Here is a 19487-nt window from a genome sequence, read left to right as displayed (position 1 = left end):
ACCGGTCGTCTGCGGTCGTCAGCCGGAGGAGCGCAGCTGCTCGAGCCGTGCGACGAGCGCGGCCTCCTCGACGTCGTCGCGCGTCTCCACCTCGACGAGCTTGTCGCGGCTGGTGGCACCGCGCACCAGCCGGACCCGACGGGCGGGGACTGCGAGCGCCTCGGCGACGGCGTCGAGCGCCGCGTCGGTCGCCTTCCCGTCGACCGCCCGCTCGTGGACGCTGACGACCAGCCGACCGCCGTGCTCCCCGCCGACGCCCGTCCGTGACGAGCCCGGCCGCACGCGGATCTCCAGACGCATGGCGTGATCGTGCCGCATGCGGTGCGGCCGGGTGAACTTCACGGGCACCGATCTAGGGTTCAAGAAGTGATGACAAGGACTGCGGCACGCCTCGCAGTGCCTGAACTCGGGCGGATCCGGACGCGAGCACCCGGGCACACTCAGACCCCGTGGATGGCAACGGACGCCAATGTCACGGCAAGGTCACGATGCGGTGAGGGTAAGGACACGGCCTTGCGTTCATGAGTTGACGCGATGGGGTGCCCTGCCTAGTGTCTGTCCGGACCCGCGGGGTCGCGGTGTGCAGTGTGGCACGAGGAGCGTGAAATGACGGACGGCCCAGTCATCCTGGAGATGCGGTCGATCACCAAGGTGTTCCCGGGAGTCCGGGCGCTGGACCGGGTGAGCATGCAGGTTCGTGCCGGTGAGATCCACGCGATCTGCGGGGAGAACGGTGCGGGCAAGTCGACGCTGATGAAGGTGCTGTCGGGTGTCTACCCGTACGGCACCTACGAGGGCGAGATCAACTACCTCGGCGAAGAGGTGCGGTTCAAGGACATCAAGTCCAGCGAGCACGCGGGGATCGTGATCATCCACCAGGAGCTCGCGCTGATCCCCGAGCTCTCCATCACGGAGAACATCTTCCTCGGCAACGAGGTCACGGGTTCGTTCGGGATCGACTGGGCCGAGGCCCGTCGTCGTGCGGTCGACCTGCTGGCGCGCGTCGGCCTCGACGAGTCGCCCGACGAGGTGATCAAGAACATCGGCGTCGGCAAGCAGCAGCTCGTCGAGATCGCCAAGGCGCTCTCCAAGAACGTGAAGCTGCTCATCCTGGACGAGCCCACGTCCGCCCTGAACGAGGACGACTCGGCGCACCTGCTCGACCTGCTGCGCGGCCTGCGCTCCCGTGGCCTGACCAGCATCATGATCTCCCACAAGCTCAACGAGATCGCCGCCATCGCCGACTCGATCACCATCATCCGCGACGGCAAGTCGGTCGAGACGCTGGACGTCGGCGCCGGCGGCGTGGACGAGGACCGGATCATCCGGGGGATGGTCGGCCGGTCCCTCGAGGCCCGGTTCCCCGAGCACACGCCGAACATCGGCTCCACGTTCTTCGAGGTGCGCGACTGGACCGTCGAGCACCCGCAGGTGCCGGGCCGCCTCGTGTGCAAGGGCTCGAGCTTCCACGTCCGTCGCGGCGAGATCGTCGGGTTCGCCGGCATCATGGGTGCCGGTCGCACCGAGCTGGCCCGCTCGCTCTTCGGTCGTTCCTACGGGCGGTACCTGGGCGGCCAGATCATCATCGACGGCCGGCCCGTGTCGATCCACACGGTCCAGCAGGCCATCGACCACAAGGTCGCCTACGTCCCCGAGGACCGCAAGGCGCTCGGGCTCAACCTGCTCGACACCATCCAGGACACGGTCGTCGCGGCGGACCTGCGACGGATCTCCAAGCACTCGGTGATCGACCCCGACGCGGCGTACCTCGCGGCGGACCGGTACCGCAAGGCGCTGAACGTCAAGGCCAACTCGGTCAACGAGGGCGTCGTCAAGCTCTCCGGCGGCAACCAGCAGAAGGTGCTGCTCGGCAAGTGGATGTTCCCGGAGCCGGACCTGCTGATCCTCGACGAGCCGACCCGTGGCATCGACGTCGGCGCGAAGTTCGAGATCTACGGCCTGATCAACCGCCTCGCCGACGCCGGCAAGGGAGTGGTCGTCATCTCCTCCGAGCTGCCTGAGCTGCTCGGTCTGTGCGACCGCATCTACACGATCTTCGAGGGCGCCATCACGGGCGTCGTCGACAGGGCGGACGCCACGCAGGAGTCCCTCATGCGCCTCATGACCGGCGCGGCCTCGGCCGCCACCCACTGAAGCCTCTCGGGCACGAAGGAATCTCGACGATGAAGTCTCTGAAGCAGTTGTTCAGCGGTGGCGCCCGCCAGTTCGGCATGGTGTTCGCCCTCGTGGCGCTGATCGCGATCTTCCAGATCACGACCCACAGCAAGGTTCTGACGCCGACCAACGCGCAGAACATCATCAACGGCAACGCCTACGTGCTGATCCTGGCGATCGGCATGGTGCTGGTGATCATCGCCGGGCACATCGACCTGTCGGTCGGCTCGGTCGCCGCCGTGGTCGGCATCGTGGTGGCGCTGGCGATCCGCGACTGGGGCATCCCGTGGTGGCTCGGCGTGCTGCTCGGTCTGGCCGTCGGAGCGCTGATCGGTGCCTGGCAGGGTGCGTGGGTCGCCTACGTCGGGATCCCCGGCTTCATCACCACGCTGGCCGGCATGATGCTGTTCCGCGGTGCCAACCAGTACATCGGCAAGTCGAACACCATCCCGGTGCCCAACCAGATCCAGTACCTCGGCGCCGGCTACCTGCCGGAGTGGGGCCCGAACACCGGCCTGAACAACTCGACGCTGCTGCTCGGCATCCTCGCGATGGTCTTCACCGTGTGGGTCGAGTTCCGCCGCCGCGCCAAGGCCGCCAAGCTCGGCGGTGCCCAGCTGCCCGTCATCGTCTCCGTGATCCGCACCGTGCTGATCGTCGGCCTGCTGGCCTACGTCACCTGGCTGTTCGGCTCCGGCCGCCCGGGCACGTCGTTCCCGATCTCCGGCGTGATCCTCGTGGTGCTCGTGATCATCTACCACTTCGTCTCGGCCCGGACGATCACCGGTCGGCACGTGTACGCCGTCGGTGGCAACCGTGCGGCGGCGGCCCTGTCCGGCGTCAACATCAAGCGGACCAACTTCGTCGTCATGATGAACATGTCCCTGCTGTCCGCCCTGGCCGGCATCGTGTTCATCGGTCGCTCGACGGCCTCCGGCCCGTTCGACGGCACCGGCTGGGAGCTCGACGCGATCGCCGCCGTGTTCATCGGTGGTGCGGCGGTCTCCGGCGGTGTCGGCACCGTGATCGGGTCGATGATCGGTGGTCTTGTCATGGCCGTCCTGAACAACGGCCTGCAGCTGATGGGCGTCGGCTCCGACCGCACCCAGATCATCAAGGGCCTGGTGCTTCTCGCCGCCGTGGCGTTCGACGTCTACAACAAGATCCAGGGCCGCCCGTCGATCATCGGCACGCTCTTCCGGAACCGTCGCAACGACATCATCACGCCCGGAACCAGCGAGCAGCCCTCCGTGCCGGTCAGCGCCGGCGAGACGGCAGCCCGCGGCTAGTCCTCCCGCAGATTTCCGCTGTTACACCCGCACCCAATGACGGGTGCCCGACAAGAAAGCGATATCCCATGAAGAAGTTCGCAGTCGCGGCCATCGCGGTCGGCGCCGCCGGGGCCTTGGTGCTCACCGGTTGCTCGTCCAACTCGCGTTCCACCGCGGCCTCCTCGGCCGGCTCCAGCGCCGCCGCCAAGGGCTTCGCTGCCGACGCCACCATCGGTGTCGCCCTGCCGCAGAAGACCTCGGAGAACTGGGTCCTCGCCGAGAGCCTGTTCAACGACGACCTCAAGGCCGCCGGCTTCAAGCCGCTCGTCCAGTTCGCCAACGGCGGTGTGACCGAGCAGCAGAACCAGATCTCCTCCATGGTGGAGCAGAAGGCCAAGGTCATCGTCGTCGGTGCCATCGACGGTTCGCAGCTCGGCAGCCAGCTGAAGGACGCCAAGTCCTCCGGCGCGACGGTCATCGCGTACGACCGTCTGCTGAAGAACACGGACGCCGTGGACCTGTACATCGCGTTCGACAACTACAAGGTCGGCCAGCTGCAGGGCCAGGCCCTGCTGGACGGCCTCAAGGCGCGCAAGGGCAACGGTCCCTACAACATCGAGCTCATCGCCGGTTCTCCCGACGACGCGAACTCCGCTCCGTTCTTCAACGGTGCGATGTCCGTGCTCGAGCCGAAGATCAAGGACGGCACGCTCGTCGTGCCCTCCGGCCAGACCACGATCGAGCAGGTCTCGACCCAGGGCTGGAAGGCTGAGAACGCCCAGAAGCGCATGGACACGATCCTCGCGGGCACCTACACGGACAAGAAGCTCGACGGCATCCTGTCCCCGAACGACACCCTCGGCCGCGCTGCGATGACCTCGGTCAAGCAGGCCGGCAAGGACCTGCCGGTCGTCACCGGTCAGGACTCCGAGGTCGAGTCCGTGAAGTCCATCATGGCTGGTGAGCAGTACTCCACCATCTACAAGGACACCCGCGAGCTGGTGAAGCAGACGGTCCAGACGATCAAGGACCTGCAGGCCGGCAAGGACCCGCAGGTGAACGACACCAAGTCGTACAACAACGGTGTCAAGGTCGTCCCGGCCTACCTGCTGACCCCGGTCATCGTGACCAAGGCCAACGCGGCCCAGGTCTACGCGAACGACCCGACGCTGGCCCCGCTGACCAAGTAGTTCCGTCAGCACAGCACGCACGAGGGCCCCGCACCGGAAGGTGCGGGGCCCTCGCGGCGTGTCCGGGCGTCAGGCCGGCGCAAGCAGCTCGAGCCGGTTGAGCAGCTCGCGCGAGCGGAGGACTCAGCGGAAGACGATGGTGCGGCCGCCGTCCAGCAGCACCCGGTGCTCGGCGTGCCAGCGGACGGCACGGGCCAGCGCGCGGCGCTCGACGTCCTGCCCGAGGCGCACCATGTCGGTGACGGTGCGGTTGTGGTCCACCCGCTCGACGTCCTGCTCGATGATCGGGCCCTCGTCGAGCGCCGCCGTGACGTAGTGCGCCGTCGCGCCGATCAGCTTGACCCCGCGGGCGTGCGCCTGGGCGTACGGGCGGGCGCCCTTGAACGACGGCAGGAACGAGTGGTGGATGTTGATCACCCGGCCGGGCAGGCGCCGGCACAGGTCGTCGGACAGCACCTGCATGTAGCGGGCGAGCACCACGAGCTCGACGTCGAGCTGGTCGACCAGCTCGAGCAACCGTGCCTCGGCCTGCGCCTTGGTGTCGGGGCTGACCGGCAGGTGGTGGAAGGCGATGTCGTAGAAGTCGGCCAGCGGGCGCAGCACCTCGTGGTTGGACACGACGGCCACGATGTCGATCGGCAGGCCCTCCGACCGCTGGCGGAACGCGAGGTCGTTCAGGCAGTGCGCCGCGGTGGAGACCATCACCAGGGTCCGGACCGGTCGGCCGGCGACGTCGAGCTCCCAGGTGAGATCGAACCGCTGCGTCAGCGCGGTGAGCGCCGTCTCCAGCGCCTCCCGCGAGGCCGCCGCCGTGACCTGCACGCGCATGAAGAACAGGCCCGAGTCGGCGTCCCCGAACTGCTGCGACTCGGTGATGTTCCCCCCGTGCTCGGCCAGCAGCCCGGCGACCGCGGCGACGATGCCGGGGCGGTCGGGGCAGGACAGGGTCAGCACCCAGTTGGTGGCGTCGGTGTCTGTGGTGGGGGACACGAGGCCCGAGAGTAGTGCGGTCGGCGCGAGGCCTGGGACGATGGCCGCATGACGGCCGACGACACCGAGATCCGCCTGGTCACCGCGGAGGACGCCGGCGAGCTGCTGACGCTGCGCCGGGCCGCGTTCGTGACCGAGGCGCAGCTCGCCAACGACCCCTTCATCCCGCCGCTGACGCAGACGCTCAAGGAGCTGCGGACGGACCTGTCCGCGCCCGGCGTGATCACCGTCGGCATGTGGCAGAAGCACCGGCTGGTGGGCTCGATCCGGGTGCTGGTCGAAGGGTCGAAGGCGACCCTCGGCCGGTTCGCGGTGGCGCCCGACCAGCAGGGGAAGGGTGTGGGCACCCACCTGCTCGACGCCGTGGCGGCCTTCCTGCCGGACGGCATCAGCGAGGTGTGGATCTTCACCGCCCGGGACTCGGTGCAGAACATCGCGATGTACACGCGGCGGGGCTACGAGTACCAGCACGACCGGACGGCCGGGGACCTCACCTACGCCTACCTGCGTCGGTTCCTGGGCCGGGACCCCGGCGAGGAGCTGGAGCCCGTCGACGACGGTGCCGCTACCGAGGACTGACGCCGCACGGTTCGGTGAGCCGCGCGGGCTCGTCGGCTGAGCTCCGGACGGGCGCAGCGCCCCGGACCAGCTGGTCCCGGAGGCGTGCGACGACGGCGGCCGTCGACGGCTGACCGACCAGCACGGCGACCAGCACGGTGGTCGTGCCGACCACCTGGAGCGGGCCGAGCCGCTCGCCGCCGAGCAGCAGGCCGAGCGTCACCCCGGTGACCGGGTTCAGCAGCCCGAGCAGGCCGACGGCGGAGGCCGGCAGTCGGCGCAGCCCGGAGAACCAGGCCAGGTAGGCGACCGCAGTGGCGACCAGCGTCACGTAGGCGAAGGCGAGGAGCGCTTCCGGTCCGAGGTGCGGCGGCGGACCCTCCACCAGCAGGGCTGCCGGTGTCAGCAGCAGACCGCCGCCCACCAGCTGCCAGGCCGTCGAGCTGATCACGTCGACGTCGTCGCGCCAGCGTGTCGCGAGCCCGTAGCCGACCGACGACATCACCATCGCGCTGACCGAGGCCGCGATGCCCAGCGGGTCCGGGCGCGCAGCGCCCGTCGTCAGCATCGCGACGACGCCGAGCACGCCGAGCGCGGCGCCGACGAGCGCGGCGCGGGTCGGGTGCTGGCCGAGCAGCGGCCGGGCCACCAGCATCAGGACGAAGGGCGACGTCGCCATGACGGTCGACGCGGTGCTGGTCTCCAGGCGCTGCGAGGCGACGTACACGAGCACGAAGAACACGCTGGTGTTGAGCAGGCCCAGCACGGCGGAGCGCCACCACCAGCGGCCGCGCGGCAGCCGTCGGGCGACGAGGAGCAGCACGAGGCCGGCGGGGAGGGCACGCAGCGCGGAGCCCCACAGCGGTAGCTGGGCCGGCAGGGCGTGCCGCGTGACGAAGTAGGTGGCACCCCACGCGACGGGGGCGATCGCGGTGGTGGCAGAGGCGCGCCAGTTACCTTCCATGGAAGGGATGGTACCTGACTGGGAAGATATACGCTGCGAGCATGACGGACGACGGGGTACAGGGCCCGGACCGCATCGACCTGCTGCGGGCGGCGTGGGAGCGGGAGCGGCCGGACCTCGACGTGAGCCCCCAGGGAGTCGTCACGCGCCTGCACCGGGTGGCCAACCACCTCACCGACCGGCTCGTGGAGGTCTACCGGAGGCACGGCCTGGGCGAGGGCGACTTCGACGTGCTCGCCACGTTGCGGCGCGGTGGTGCGCCGTTCGAGCGCAGCGCCGGCGACCTCGCCGAGCACACCCTGGTGACCACGGGCGGCATGACGAAGCGGATCGACCGCCTCGAGCGGGCCGGGCTCGTCGAACGTCGTCGCGACGCGCACGACGGCCGCGGTCGGGTGGTCGCGCTGACCGCACGGGGCCGCGAGGTGATCGACGCCGCCTACACGGAGCACATCGCGAACGAGCACCGGCTGGTGGCGATGATCGGCGAGGAGCAAGCCGGGCAGCTGGAGCAGATCCTGCGGGTGTGGCTGGCGGCGCTCGAGGAGCCGCCCGCGCACGACTGACGGGCCCCGGTCCGATCGTCGCCGCGTGCGGTGGTCGTGAGACGGGCCCGTCGTCCTGAGACGGGCTGGCGGCAGGCGACGGGCCCGTTGGTAGTCTTGGCCCGTCGCGACTGGCGCAACGGGTGGGTCACCACCGGGGAGCGACGCAGCTGCAGGACCAGCGGGTCGGACGCCTGGGCCCCCGGTCACCCCTCACCACGGTGCCGGGTGCCCGTCGCCGGCCGCCGGAACCGCTGACTGCGAACGGAGCGCCACCATGACCGATCTGATGGATCAGTCCATCGCCGAGCTCGACCCCGACATCGCCGCCGTCCTCGACGGTGAGCTCGCACGGCAGCAGGGCACGCTGGAGATGATCGCCAGCGAGAACTTCGTCCCCCGCGCGGTGCTGCAGGCCCAGGGGTCGGTGCTGACCAACAAGTACGCCGAGGGCTACCCGGGCAAGCGGTACTACGGCGGCTGCGAGCAGGTCGACATCGCCGAGACCATCGCGATCGACCGCGCCAAAGCGCTGTTCGGCGCCGAGCACGCCAACGTGCAGCCGCACTCGGGTGCGACCGCCAACGCGGCCGTGCTGCACGCGCTGGCCACCCCGGGCGACCGGATCCTCGGCCTCCAGCTGGCGCACGGCGGTCACCTGACCCACGGCATGAAGATCAACTTCTCCGGCCGGCTGTACGACGTCGCGGCGTACGGGGTGGACCCCGAGTCGTTCCTGATCACCCCCGAGGCGGTGCGCGAGGCGGCGCTCAAGCACCGTCCGGCCGTCATCATCGGCGGCTGGTCGGCGTACCCGCGGCACCTCGACTTCGCGGCCTTCCGGGAGATCGCCGACGAGGTCGGCGCCAAGCTCTGGGTCGACATGGCGCACTTCGCCGGCCTCGTCGCCGCCGGCCTGCACCCCTCGCCCGTGCCGTACTCGGACGTCGTCTCGTCGACCGTGCACAAGACGATCGGCGGTCCGCGCTCGGGCTTCATCCTGTCGCGCGAGGAGTACGCCAAGAAGATCGACTCGGCTGTCTTCCCTGGTCAGCAGGGTGGTCCGCTGATGCACGTGGTGGCTGCCAAGGCCGTGGCGTTCAAGATCGCCGGCACCCCGGAGTTCGCCGACCGGCAGCGCCGCACCCTGGAGGGCGCCAAGATCATCGCCGAGCGCCTGTCGGCGGCGGACGTGCGGGACGCCGGGGTCTCGGTGCTCACCGGTGGCACGGACGTGCACCTGGTGCTCGTCGACCTGCGCAACTCCCCGCTGGACGGCCAGCAGGCCGAGGACCTGCTGCACGACGCGGGCATCACGGTGAACCGCAACGCCGTGCCGTTCGACCCGCGCCCCCCGCGCGTCACCTCGGGCCTGCGGATCGGAACGCCGGCCCTGGCCACCCGGGGCTTCGGCGCGGCGGAGTTCACCGAGGTCGCCGACGTGATCGCCACCGCGCTGGTGGACGGCGCCGGCGCGGACATCGACGCGCTGCGCGCCCGGGTCGCCAGGCTGACCGAGGCGTTCCCGCTCTACGCCGGCCTGAAGCAGTACTGATGCCGGCACGGCTGCTGGACGGCACCGCGACGGCGGCTGCCATCAAGGACGAGCTCACCTCCCGGGTCGCCGCGCTGGCGGCCCGGGGGCTGCGCCCCGGGCTCGGCACGCTGCTGGTGGGGGACGACCCCGGCTCGCGGCTCTACGTCGAGGGCAAGCACCGCGACTGCGCGCAGGTCGGCATCGCGTCGATCCGCGAGGACCTGCCGGCGGACGCCACGCAGGAGCAGATCGAGGCTGCCGTGACCCGGCTGAACGAGGACCCGGAGTGCACGGGCTTCATCGTGCAGCTGCCGCTGCCCAAGGGCATCGACACGCACCGCGTGCTGGAGCTGATCGACCCGGCGAAGGACGCCGACGGTCTGCACCCGACCAACCTCGGCCGGTTGGTGCTGCGGGTGAACGAGCCGGTGACGTCGCCGCTGCCGTGCACGCCGCGCGGCATCGTCGAGCTGCTCACCCGGCACGGGGTGGACCTGCGCGGGGCGGACGTGGTGGTCGTCGGACGGGGCGTGACCGTCGGACGGTCGATCGGGCTCCTGCTCACGCGCCGAGAGCTCAACGCCACGGTGACGCTGACCCACACCGGGACGGCCGACCTGGCGGCGCACACACGCAACGCCGACGTGGTGATCGCTGCGGCCGGGGTGCCGGGCATCGTGACGGCGGACATGGTGCGACCTGGCGCCGTCGTCGTGGACGTCGGGGTCTCGCGGGTGACCGACCCGGCGACGGGCCGGTCGCGCGTGGTGGGCGACGTCGACCTGGCGGTGCGCGAGGTGGCGGCATGGGTGTCACCCAACCCGGGCGGCGTCGGCCCGATGACGCGGGCCATGCTGCTCACCAACGTGGTCGAGGCCGCGGAGCGCATCCTCGCCTGAGCGGGTCGCCGGCGCCGGACCGGTGCCGCGTGCCACCCCGGGGCGCGGGGCCGGTCCGCCCGGCGATGAGATCGCGTGGTGCGGGCGGTCGGTACGGCTGACGGTGCCCGCAGGGGGCGCCGGGGACGGGGTCGGTCATGACGACGGTTCGCGCGCACCTGTGGTTCGACGACCAGGCGCTGCCAGCGGCGCAGCACTACGCCGCACTGCTGCCGGACACGAGGGTCACCTCGGTGGTGCAGGCGCCGGCCGGCACGCCAGGGGTGGCGGACGGTGCGCCGTTCATCGTCGAGCTCGAGCTGGTCGGCGTGCCGTTCACGTTCCTGAACGGCGGCCCCGCCCTCCGGCTGGACGCGGCCTTCTCCGTGCTGCTGCAGGTGGACACCCAGGAGGAGGTCGACCGGTACTGGGACGCGCTGACCGCCGACGGCGGGCAGCCGGGTCGGTGCGGGTGGCTGGTCGACCGGTTCGGCCTGTCGTGGCAGGTGGTGCCGGCCGGGCTGACGCGCGTGATGAGCGGGCCGGACCCGGCCGGCGTCGCACGCGCGATGGCCGTGATGCTCACGATGTCGAAGCTCGAGGTGGCACAGCTCGAGGCGGCCTACGCCGGTCGCTGACCTGGTCGGCCGGGATGTCGGTGGCGTCGGGCACCATGTCCCGGTGCTGAGCGTCGCCACCGTCAACGTCAACGGCATCCGTGCCGCCTTCCGCCGCGGCATGGGCCAGTGGCTGGACAAGCGTCAGCCGGACGTGCTGCTGCTGCAGGAGGTCCGCGGGTCGGACGAGATCCTCGCCGACCACCTCGACCCGGCCGAGTGGGACCTCGCGCACGAGGCGGGGGCGGCGAAGGGGCGGGCCGGCGTGGCGATCGCGTCGCGGTTGCCCATGACGGCCGTCCGCGTCGGCCTGGGGACCGGAGCGACGGGCGACGCCGGACGCTGGGTCGAGGCGGACGTCACGCTGCCGGACGGTCGGACGCTGACGGTCGTGTCGGTGTACCTGCACTCGGCGACGGTGGGAACGCCGTCGCTCGACGAGAAGTACGCGTTCTGCGAGCACGTCGGTGCACGGCTGCGGGAGCTGGCACAGGCGGGTGGGCTCGCCGTGGTGGGGGGTGACCTGAACATCGCCCACCGCGAGATGGACATCAAGAACTGGAAGGGCAACCTGGCGAACGCCGGCTTCCTGCCGCGGGAGCGGGCGTACCTGGACCACTGGTTCGACGAGCTCGGCTGGCACGACGTGGGGCGCGAGCTGGGCGGCGACGGTCCCGGGCCGTACACGTGGTGGTCGTGGCGGGGCAAGGCGTTCGACAACGACGCGGGGTGGCGGATCGACTACCAGCTCGCGTCGGGGCCGCTGGCTCCCCTGGCCATCGGGGCGACGGTGGACCGCGCGCCGTCGTACGCCGAGCGGTTCAGCGACCACGCCCCGCTGGTGGTCGAGTTCGACGCTTGAGGGCCCCCGTCCGGGACCGCGTCCGGTCCGACGCGATGGGGTGGTACCGCGCTCGGATCGGCTCCGTCAGCGGCCGACGGGGGAGAGCCCGAGCGAGCGCCCGGCCAGCCCCCGCGGGCGGACCGCGAGCCGCTTGGCGATGTCGGCGAGCACCCGCGCGGCCGGTGCGTCCGGGTCGGCGGCCACGACGGGCGTCCCGCCGTCGCCCGCCTCGCGCAGCGACACGTCGAGCGGCACCTGACCCAGCAGCGGCACGTCCGTCCCGGTGATCCGCGACAGGCTCTCGGCGACCCGAGCGCCCCCGCCGGCACCGAACAGCTCGAACCGGGTGCCGTCCGGCTGCTCGAGCCAGGACATGTTCTCCACGACGCCGATCACCCGCTGCCGCGTCTGCACAGCGACGGCACCGGCGCGCTCGGCGACCTCGGCCGCGGCGACCTGCGGGGTGGTGACCACCACGAGCTCCGAGGCGGGGAGCAGCTGGGCCACCGAGATGGCGATGTCGCCCGTCCCGGGCGGCAGGTCGAGCAGCAGCACGTCGAGGTCGCCCCAGAACACGTCCGCGAGGAACTGCTGCAGGGCTCGGTGCAGCATCGGACCGCGCCACACGACCGGCTGTCCGGGGGCGACGAACTGGCCGATCGACACCACCTTCACGCCGTTCGCCTCGGGCGGCAGCAGCATGTCGTCCACCTGCGTGGGCGGACGGTCGGCACCGAGCATGCGCGGCAGCGAGAAGCCGTAGATGTCGGCGTCCACCACGCCGACGGACAGCCCCTGGCGGGCCATCGCCACCGCGAGGTTGGCCGTCACGGAGGACTTGCCGACGCCGCCCTTGCCGGACGCCACGGCGATCACCCTGGTCAGCGAGCCCGGCTGGGCGAACGGGATGACGGGCTCGCCGGCGCCGCCACGCAGCCGGGAGCGCAGCTCGGCACGCTGCTCGGCCGTCATCGACCCGAGCTGGACCACCACCTCGTCCACGCCCGGCACCGCGGCGACCGCGGCCGTGACGTCCCGCTGCAGCGTGTCCTTCAACGGGCAGCCCGGCACGGTCAGGTCGATGCCGACCACGACGCGGCCGCCGTCCAGCTCGAGCGAGCGCACCATGCCCAGCTCGGTGATCGGCCGGTGGATCTCCGGGTCCTGCACGCGCGCGAGCGCCGCCCGGATCGCTTCCTCGAGCCCGTCGGTGGCAGGAGGCGTGGCGGTGGGCGGGGTGTCGGTCGGCATGGGGCAATCGTAGGTGCGGTGGCCCGTCCGGCCGTTGTGACGCTGGTCCCCCCGCCGGGTCAGGCCTGCGGGGTGGCGCGTGCGTCGTCGGCCGCTGCGGCCGGACCGGTCTCCGGCTCCCGCTCGGTCAGGTCCTCCAGCAGGGCCCTGAGCTCGGAGCGCACGAAGTCCCGGGTGGCGACCTCCGACAGCGCGATGCGCAGCGCCGCCATCTCGCGTGCGAGGAACTCGGTGTCCGCCAGGCTCCGCTCCGCCTGCTGCCGGTCCTGCTCGAGGGCGACCCGGTCGCGGTCGTCCTGCCGGTTCTGCGCGAGCAGGATCAGCGGCGCCGCGTAGGACGCCTGAACGGAGAAGCAGAGGTTGAGCAGGATGAACGGGTACGGGTCCCAGCGGCCGACCAGCCCGACGACGTTGAGGATGACCCACACGATGATGAAGGCCGTCATGTAGAGCAGGAAGCGCCCGGTGCCCATGAACCGGGCGAACGCCTCCGCACCGCGGCCCACGGCATCCGGGTCGAGCGCAGGCCGCCACGTGCGGCCCTGCTCGCGCGGGGTGTCGAGCCGGCGCTCAGCCATGCTGCTCACCCGTCGCCTCGTCGTCGACCTCGCGCCAGTCCTCCGGCAGCAGGTGGTCCAGCACGTCGTCCACGGACACGGCCCCCAGCAGCCGGCGCTCGGCGTCGACCACCGGCAGCACCAGCAGGTTGTAGGTGGCGAGCTCCCGGGTGACGCTGAGCAGCGGCGCGTCCGCGGTCACGGGCTCGATGTCGGTGTCGACGATCGCCCCGATCGCCTGGTGCGGCGGTTCGCGCAGCATCCGCTGCAGGTGCACCACGCCGATGAACCGGCCGGTCGGCGTCTCGAGCGGCGGGCGGGCGACGAAGACGATCGACGCCAGCGCCGGGTTGAGGTCCTGCCGTCGGACGTGCGCGAGGGCGGCGGCGATCGGCGTCTCGGGCCCGAGGATCACCGGTTCGGTGGTCATCAGACCGCCGGCCGTGTTGTCCTCGTAGGCGAGCAGCCGTCGGACGTCGCGCGCCTCCTCGGGCTGCATCAGGTCCAGCAGCTCGGCCTGCTGCGCGTCCGGCAGCTCGCCGAGCAGGTCCGCGGCGTCGTCGGGCTGCATCGCCTCGAGCACGTCCGCCGCGCGGGTCACGTCGAGGACCTGGAGGATCTCGACCTGGTCGTCCTCCGGCAGCTCCTCGAGCACGTCGGCGAGGCGCTCGTCGTCCAGCGCCGCGGCCACCTCGAGCCGGCGTGCGGTGGTCAGGTCGTGCAGGACGTCCGCCAGGTCGGCGGGCTTGAGGTCGACGTACTGGGCCAGGAGCAGGGCTGCGCCCTGGGCCTCCGTGGAGCGGGTGAGACCCCTGACCTGGTCGGCGCCGACGAGCATCGTCTCGCCGCGGCGGCGCAGCAGCCCTCCACCGTGGCGGGCGCGCCGGACGAACAGCTGGGTGACCAACCAGTCGCCGTTGCGCTGCCGCTCGATCGCGGCGTCCTCGATCAGCACCGCGCCCGAGCCGTCGACGAGGTCCACCGTCCGGTCCAGCAGCTCACCCACGACCAGCGTCTCGGCAGCGCGCTGCTCGAAGCGGCGCATGTTGAGCAGGCCGGTGGAGATCACCTGACCGGGGTCGATCGCCGTCACCCGCGTGAGCGGCAGGAAGATGCGCCGCCGTCCCGGCACCTCGACGACCAGCCCGACCGCGCGCGCCGCCCCTTTCGGGCGCACCAGGACGACGACGTCGCGGACCCGGCCGACCTGGTCCCCGAGGGGGTCGAACACCATGGTGCCCGCGAGCCGTGCGACGAAGACGCGGGTCCCGGCGGCGCTCACGCAGGTGAGCCTAAGCGGTGCGCCTCCGCACGGCACCGGGCGTGCCGGGCTGCCCTAGGCACATCCCCGCAGCGTGGGCCAGGATCGATGCATGTCGTTCACCCGCCCGAACCGGCTCCCGAGCACACCGACGCTCCCCAAGGGTGAGACCGTCGCGTCCTACGGCACCTACCTCGAGGCGCAGCGGGCGGTGGACCACCTCGCCGACTCGCAGTTCCCCGTGCAGCACGTGACGATCGTCGGCACCGACCTGCAGATGGTGGAGCGGGTGCTGCGGCGGCTGTCCTACCCGTCGGTGGCGCTCGGCGGGTTCGCCTCAGGGGCGTGGTTCGGGCTGTTCGTCGGGCTGATCCTCACGATGTTCTCGTCGAGCGCCTCGAGCCTGTTCCTGCCGGCGATCCTGTTCGGCGGCGCCTTCGGGCTGCTGTTCTCGGTGATCACCTACTCGTTCTCGCGGGGCCGGCGCGACTTCACCTCGTCGAGCCAGATCGTCGCGACGTCGTACTCGGTGCTGTGCGCGGCGGAGCACGCCGGCAAGGCGCGCCAGCTGCTCGCCTCGATCGGGGGCGTCCGGTCCGGGTGGCCGGACCGGGGGGTGGAGACGAGCCGACCGATGGGGCCGCCGCCGTCGGACCCCACCGCGACCTACCCGGCGCGGCCCGACGTGCCGCCGACCGCACCACCCGCACCGCCGGTGCCGCCCGCCTCGCCGACGGGTCCGTCGGCTCCGCCGCACGCCGGTGAGCCGGCGGCGCCGTCCGGACCGGGCGCGCCGTCCGGACCGGGTGGGCCGACGGCCTGACCGGCCGGTTCAGGCCAGCAGGCCGGCCATCCACGCCTCCACGGCGTCGGGGTCACGGGGCAGGGCCGCCGACAGGTTCTCGGCACCGTCCGCGGTCACCAGGACGTCGTCCTCGATGCGGACGCCGATGCCGCGCAGCTCCTCGGGGACCAGCAGGTCGTCCGACTTGAAGTAGAGCCCGGGCTCGATGGTGAACACCATCCCGGCCTGGACGACGCCGTCGAGGTACATCTCGACGCGCGCCTGCGCGCAGTCGTGGACGTCGATGCCGAGGTGGTGGCTGGTGCCGTGCACCATCCAGCGCCGGTGGAACTGGGCGTCCGGCCGCAGCGACTCGGCGGCGCTGACCGGCAGCAGCCCCCAGGACGCGAGCCGGTCGGCGATCACCTCCATGGCGGCGCCGTGCACCTCGCGGAACCGGATGCCCGGGCGCACGACGGCGAAGGCGGCGTCGGCCGCGTCGAGCACCGCCTGGTAGACCTTGCGCTGCGCGTCCGTGAAGCGGCCGTCGACCGGCAGCGTCCGCGTGACGTCGGCCGTGTAGAGCGAGTCGATCTCGACGCCGGCGTCGAGCAGCAGCAGCTGGCCCGGGCGCACGGTGCCGTCGTTGTCGGTCCAGTGCAGCGTGGTCGCGTGCTCGCCGGCGGCGGCGATCGTCGCGTAGCCGACGTCGTTCCCCTCCTGGCGCGCGTGCCCGATGAACGTGCCCTCGACCACGCGCTCGCCGCGCCGGTGCGTGGTGGCCGCGGGCAGCTGCCGCACCACCTTCTCGAACCCGGCGATCGTCGTGGCGACGGCCTCGCGCATCTGCTCGACCTCGTGCGCGTCCTTGACCAGGCGCAGCTCCGAGAGCGCCTCGGCCAGCCGCTCGTCGCGTCGCTTGCCCGCGGCCTCGTCGGCGCGGATCTCCTCGACGATCTCGGAGACGGCCTGGTCGACGTCCGGCACCACGGCCAGCAGCACGCCGTCGGTGCCGGCGTCCTTGGCGAGCGCGTCGCGCAGGTCGTCGAGGTGGGCCGTGGGGATGCCGGTCAGCGTCGCCATGTCCTCGAGGGTCGGCCGGGCGCCCACCCAGAACTCGCCGCGCGCGCTGTCGGCGAAGAACTCCTCGCTGTCCCGGCCTGACAGGGGACGCAGGTACAGCACGGGCCGGTGGCTCCCGCCGCTCTCCCCGGTGCCGTCCTCGACCGGGTGCAGCACGAGCACGGCCTCGGGCTCCTGCTCCATGCCCAGGCCTGTCAGGTGGGCGAACGCGGCGTGCGGGCGGAAGCGGAAGTCGGTGTCGTTGGACCGGACCTGGGGGCGGCCCGCGGGGACGACGAGGCGCTGGCCGGCGAAGGCGTCGGCCAGCGCCGTGCGGCGCGCCGGGGTGAGGTCCGCGACGGCGGCGCGGGTGACCGTGCTGGCCGGACGGGGAGCCCAGCCGGACGTGACGAACCGGAGGAACTCCGCCGACGACGGGCGCAGCGAACGGTTGCCGCCGCGGTCCTGCAGCGGCTGGTCGGCGGGGTGGTCAGCGGGAGTCGTCGTCTCTGGGGTCAGGTCCTCGGTCACCCGACCAGTTTCCCACCGGCGTCCCACCGGCCGTGCCGTCCGAGGCCGCGGCCCGGAGCCGTGCCACCAGCTCGCACGCGTCGTCCGGCGTCACCCGGCCGATCGCCTGCCGGTCCAGCAGGATCGCCGGCGGGCGGTCGCACATGCCGATGCAGTTGGCCCACGCGAGCGTGACCAGGCCGTCGTCCGTCGTCTCGCCGAACCGGATGCCGAGCTCGTTCTCCAGCCGCTCCGCGATCGCGCCCATGCCCGCCATCGCGCAGGAGATGGTCCGGCACAGGTGCACGACGTGCCGGCCCGTCGGCTCGGTGCCCAGGAAGTGGTAGAAGGTCACCACGCCCTGGACCTCCACCGGCGGGAGGCCGAGGCGGTCGGCGACCACCTGCATCGCGACGTCGCTGATCTGCCGCCGTTGCTCGCGCAGCGCCTCGAGGATCGGCAGCAGGGAGCTGCGTCGGGCGCCGTGCTGCGCCACCAGCCGGTCGATCGCGCCGACCAGGTCGGCCTCACGCTCCAGCACGTCGGCCGGGATGCCGGTCATCGGGACGCCTCCCTCGTCGTGCTCCGCCTGCTCGTCGCACCGGCGGTGATGAAGCTGCCGCGCGGCGTGTAGGTGGTGTGCAGCAGGTGGTGGGCCGTCGGCCCGTTGGGACCGTCGGTGAGCAGCTCGTCGTACAGCCGCAGCACCGCGGGGTTCTCGTGGCTCTTGCGGGCCCGACCCGTCTCGCCGTAGTGCGCGTCCTCCGCGTAGATGGCGCGTGCCCGCGCCGCCCGGATGGTCGCGTCGGTCGGCAAGGGCTGCCCGCCGCCGCCCAGGCAGCCGCCCGGGCAGCCCATGAACTCGATGAAGTGGCACGTGCTGAACAGGCCGCCGGCGGCGATGTCCTCCATCACCTTCCGGGCATTGCCCGTCCCGTGCACCACGCCGAGCCGCAGCGTCACACCGCGCAGCCAGTCGAAGTCCGGGATCTTCCCGGCGAGGATCGCCGGGACCGGTCCCAGCTGGTCGGGGAGCGTGATCTCGGTGTACCGGGTGTCCTCGAAGCCGCGCACCGGCGTGATGTCGGCGTGGTCGAACAGCTCCTCGACCGGCCGGCCCGTCACCAGCTCGACGACGGTGCGCAGCGCCGCCTCCATCACCCCGCCGGTCGCCCCGAAGATCACGCCGGACCCCGATGCCGTGCCGAACGGGTCGTCGAAGTCCGACTCCGGCAGGTCCGGCAGCCGGATGCCGCACTCGCGGATCATCCGGGCCAGCTCGCGCGTGGTCAGCGAGACGTCGACGTCGCGGTAGCCCGAGTCCGCCATCTCCGGCCGGGCCGCCTCGAACTTCTTCGCCGTGCACGGCATCAGCGACACGGAGACGACATCGGCGGGGTCCACACCCGCCCGTGCGGCGTAGAACCCCTTGATCACCGCGCCGAACATCTGCTGAGGGCTCTTGCAGCTGGACAGGTTGCCGATCGCCTCGGGGTACCGGTGCTCGAGGTACTTGATCCAGCCCGGGCTGCAGGAGGTGAACTGGGGCAGCGGCCGGCTGTGGTCGTCGAGGACGAGGTTCTCGTACAGGCGGAGCAGCAGCTCCGTGCCCTCCTCGATGATCGTCAGGTCCGCGGCGAAGTTGGTGTCGAACACCCTGTCGAAGCCGATCCCGCGCAGCGCCGTGTTCAGCTGCCACGTCACCGGCGTGCCCGGCGGCAGGCCGAACTCCTCGCCCATCGCGGCGCGCGGGGCCGGTGCCGTCTGGATCACCACGTGCTTGGTCGGGTCCTCGATCGCCCGCCACACCGCCTCGGTGTCGTCGTGCTCCTGCAACGCGCCGGTGGGGCAGCGGTCGATGCACTGGCCGCAGTTGATGCAGACGACGTCGGAGATCGGCAGCGTCAGGTACGGGGACATGGTCGTCGAGCTGCCGCGGCCGATCACGCCGAGCGCACCCACGCCCTGCACCTGCGCGCACGTGCGGATGCAGCGCGTGCAGTGCACGCACTTGTTCATGTCCCGCACGATCGACGGGCCGACCAGGTCGAACGGCCGGGTCGGCTCGGTCTGCCGGCCGAACCGGTAGTGGTCGGAGCCGTACTCGGCGGCCAGGTCCTGCAGCTCGCAGGCGCCGTTGCGACCGCACGTCTGGCAGGAGCCGTAGTGCTCGGCGAGCATCAGGTCGACCACCGTCTGGCGGGCCTGGCGCACCCGGCGGCTGTAGGTGCGGATCTCGACGGGCTCGGTGATCGGGTACGCGCACGACGCCTGCAGCGCGCGCTGGCCGACCACCTCGACGAGGCAGACCCGGCAGATGCCGACGTCCGGCAGGTCCGGGTGGTGGCACAGGGTGGGGATGCGGCGGCCCGCGAGGTGGGCGGCGTCGAGGATCGATGAGCCGACGGGGACCTCGACGGGGACGCCGTCGACGACGACGCGCACGGTGTCCGTGCTCGTCGCGGTGCTGGTTGTCGTGGTGGTGGTCATCGT

The 19487-nt window shown here is 71.8% G+C and carries 19 protein-coding genes and 1 riboswitch; of the genes, 10 read left to right on the top strand and 9 right to left on the bottom strand.

The features are described 5' to 3' along the window. Window positions 1-18: 18 nt before the first annotated feature. Window positions 19-300 (bottom strand): DUF167 domain-containing protein, encoded by a 282-nt coding sequence (locus tag N0B34_RS02170; protein ID WP_263729571.1) that lies wholly within the window; start codon window positions 298-300, stop codon window positions 19-21. Window positions 301-606: 306 nt separating this feature from the next. Between N0B34_RS02170 and mmsA the strand changes: the two genes are divergently transcribed. The 3 genes from mmsA (at window position 607) to N0B34_RS02155 (ending at window position 4636) form a co-directional block, all read left to right on the top strand. Then, window positions 607-2154 (top strand): multiple monosaccharide ABC transporter ATP-binding protein, encoded by a 1548-nt coding sequence (gene mmsA, locus N0B34_RS02165; protein WP_263729570.1) that lies wholly within the window; start codon window positions 607-609, stop codon window positions 2152-2154. A 29-nt stretch (window positions 2155-2183) separates the two neighbouring features. After that, window positions 2184-3464: a multiple monosaccharide ABC transporter permease gene (mmsB, locus tag N0B34_RS02160; protein WP_263729569.1), complete on the top strand. Its 1281-nt coding sequence runs from the start codon at window positions 2184-2186 to the stop codon at window positions 3462-3464. Between the two features lie 68 nt (window positions 3465-3532). After that, window positions 3533-4636, top strand: a complete 1104-nt coding sequence (locus N0B34_RS02155) for a sugar-binding protein (protein ID WP_263729568.1) — start codon at window positions 3533-3535, stop codon at window positions 4634-4636. A 123-nt stretch (window positions 4637-4759) separates the two neighbouring features. On the opposite strand, the gene purU is transcribed toward N0B34_RS02155, so the two are convergent. Continuing rightward, the gene (gene purU, locus N0B34_RS02150; RefSeq protein ID WP_263729567.1) at window positions 4760-5626 is read right to left on the bottom strand and encodes a formyltetrahydrofolate deformylase; all 867 of its coding nucleotides are present in this window, start codon (window positions 5624-5626) and stop codon (window positions 4760-4762) included. Window positions 5627-5674: 48 nt separating this feature from the next. On the opposite strand from purU, the gene N0B34_RS02145 reads away from it, so the two are divergent. Next, window positions 5675-6205, top strand: a complete 531-nt coding sequence (locus tag N0B34_RS02145; RefSeq protein WP_263729565.1) for a GNAT family N-acetyltransferase — start codon at window positions 5675-5677, stop codon at window positions 6203-6205. Here N0B34_RS02145 and N0B34_RS02140 read toward each other — a convergent pair. Continuing rightward, a complete protein-coding gene (locus N0B34_RS02140; protein WP_263729563.1) occupies window positions 6192-7148 on the bottom strand; it encodes a DMT family transporter in 957 nt (318 codons plus the stop codon). The genes N0B34_RS02145 and N0B34_RS02140 overlap by 14 nt on opposite strands. Window positions 7149-7189: 41 nt before the next feature. Between N0B34_RS02140 and N0B34_RS02135 the strand changes: the two genes are divergently transcribed. The 5 genes from N0B34_RS02135 to N0B34_RS02115 all read left to right on the top strand — a co-directional run bounded on the left by N0B34_RS02135 (window position 7190) and on the right by N0B34_RS02115 (window position 11587). Continuing rightward, the gene (locus N0B34_RS02135; protein WP_263729562.1) at window positions 7190-7714 is read left to right on the top strand and encodes a MarR family winged helix-turn-helix transcriptional regulator; all 525 of its coding nucleotides are present in this window, start codon (window positions 7190-7192) and stop codon (window positions 7712-7714) included. Window positions 7715-7810: 96 nt separating this feature from the next. Continuing rightward, window positions 7811-7900, top strand: a riboswitch (ZMP/ZTP riboswitch). Between the two features lie 70 nt (window positions 7901-7970). Further along, entirely contained in the window at window positions 7971-9248 is a 1278-nt protein-coding gene (gene glyA, locus N0B34_RS02130; RefSeq protein ID WP_318529955.1) for a serine hydroxymethyltransferase, read from the top strand. Beyond that, complete coding sequence (locus N0B34_RS02125) at window positions 9248-10129, top strand: bifunctional methylenetetrahydrofolate dehydrogenase/methenyltetrahydrofolate cyclohydrolase (RefSeq protein ID WP_263729561.1); 882 nt, start codon at window positions 9248-9250, stop codon at window positions 10127-10129. The genes glyA and N0B34_RS02125 overlap by 1 nt, the downstream gene beginning before the upstream one ends. Window positions 10130-10266: 137 nt before the next feature. Further along, window positions 10267-10746 carry a VOC family protein gene (locus tag N0B34_RS02120; RefSeq protein ID WP_263729559.1) on the top strand — a complete coding sequence of 160 codons (480 nt, stop codon included), beginning with the start codon at window positions 10267-10269 and terminating at the stop codon, window positions 10744-10746. A 43-nt stretch (window positions 10747-10789) separates the two neighbouring features. Further along, window positions 10790-11587, top strand: a complete 798-nt coding sequence (locus N0B34_RS02115) for an exodeoxyribonuclease III (protein WP_263729558.1) — start codon at window positions 10790-10792, stop codon at window positions 11585-11587. Between the two features lie 66 nt (window positions 11588-11653). Here N0B34_RS02115 and N0B34_RS02110 read toward each other — a convergent pair whose 3' ends face one another. Genes N0B34_RS02110 through N0B34_RS02100 form a run of 3 tightly spaced genes read right to left on the bottom strand, consistent with a single transcriptional unit; the run spans window position 11654 to window position 14659 of the window. Then, complete coding sequence (locus N0B34_RS02110) at window positions 11654-12820, bottom strand: Mrp/NBP35 family ATP-binding protein (RefSeq protein WP_263729557.1); 1167 nt, start codon at window positions 12818-12820, stop codon at window positions 11654-11656. A gap of 59 nt (window positions 12821-12879) precedes the next feature. Continuing rightward, window positions 12880-13398, bottom strand: coding sequence for a DUF1003 domain-containing protein (locus N0B34_RS02105; protein ID WP_263729556.1), 519 nt, complete (start codon window positions 13396-13398; stop codon window positions 12880-12882). Next, window positions 13391-14659, bottom strand: a complete 1269-nt coding sequence (locus tag N0B34_RS02100; RefSeq protein WP_263729555.1) for a magnesium transporter MgtE N-terminal domain-containing protein — start codon at window positions 14657-14659, stop codon at window positions 13391-13393. The genes N0B34_RS02105 and N0B34_RS02100 overlap by 8 nt, the downstream gene beginning before the upstream one ends. Window positions 14660-14750: 91 nt before the next feature. Here N0B34_RS02100 and N0B34_RS02095 point away from each other — a divergent pair, with 91 nt between their 5' ends. Next, a complete protein-coding gene (locus tag N0B34_RS02095; RefSeq protein WP_263729554.1) occupies window positions 14751-15461 on the top strand; it encodes a general stress protein in 711 nt (236 codons plus the stop codon). Window positions 15462-15470: 9 nt separating this feature from the next. On the opposite strand, the gene N0B34_RS02090 is transcribed toward N0B34_RS02095, so the two are convergent. Genes N0B34_RS02090 through N0B34_RS02080 form a run of 3 tightly spaced genes read right to left on the bottom strand, consistent with a single transcriptional unit; the run spans window position 15471 to window position 19484 of the window. After that, the gene (locus N0B34_RS02090) at window positions 15471-17015 is read right to left on the bottom strand and encodes an aminopeptidase P family protein (RefSeq protein WP_263729553.1); all 1545 of its coding nucleotides are present in this window, start codon (window positions 17013-17015) and stop codon (window positions 15471-15473) included. Further along, a complete protein-coding gene (locus N0B34_RS02085; RefSeq protein WP_263729552.1) occupies window positions 16975-17556 on the bottom strand; it encodes a complex I 24 kDa subunit family protein in 582 nt (193 codons plus the stop codon). The genes N0B34_RS02090 and N0B34_RS02085 overlap by 41 nt, the downstream gene beginning before the upstream one ends. Further along, window positions 17553-19484, bottom strand: coding sequence for a [FeFe] hydrogenase, group A (locus N0B34_RS02080; RefSeq protein ID WP_263729551.1), 1932 nt, complete (start codon window positions 19482-19484; stop codon window positions 17553-17555). The genes N0B34_RS02085 and N0B34_RS02080 overlap by 4 nt, the downstream gene beginning before the upstream one ends. Window positions 19485-19487: the final 3 nt, after the last annotated feature.

The organism is Cellulomonas sp. SG140 (assembly GCF_025770785.1).
Classification (GTDB): Bacteria; Actinomycetota; Actinomycetes; order Actinomycetales; family Cellulomonadaceae; genus Cellulomonas.
This window is presented reverse-complemented; position numbering and strand designations above follow the sequence as displayed.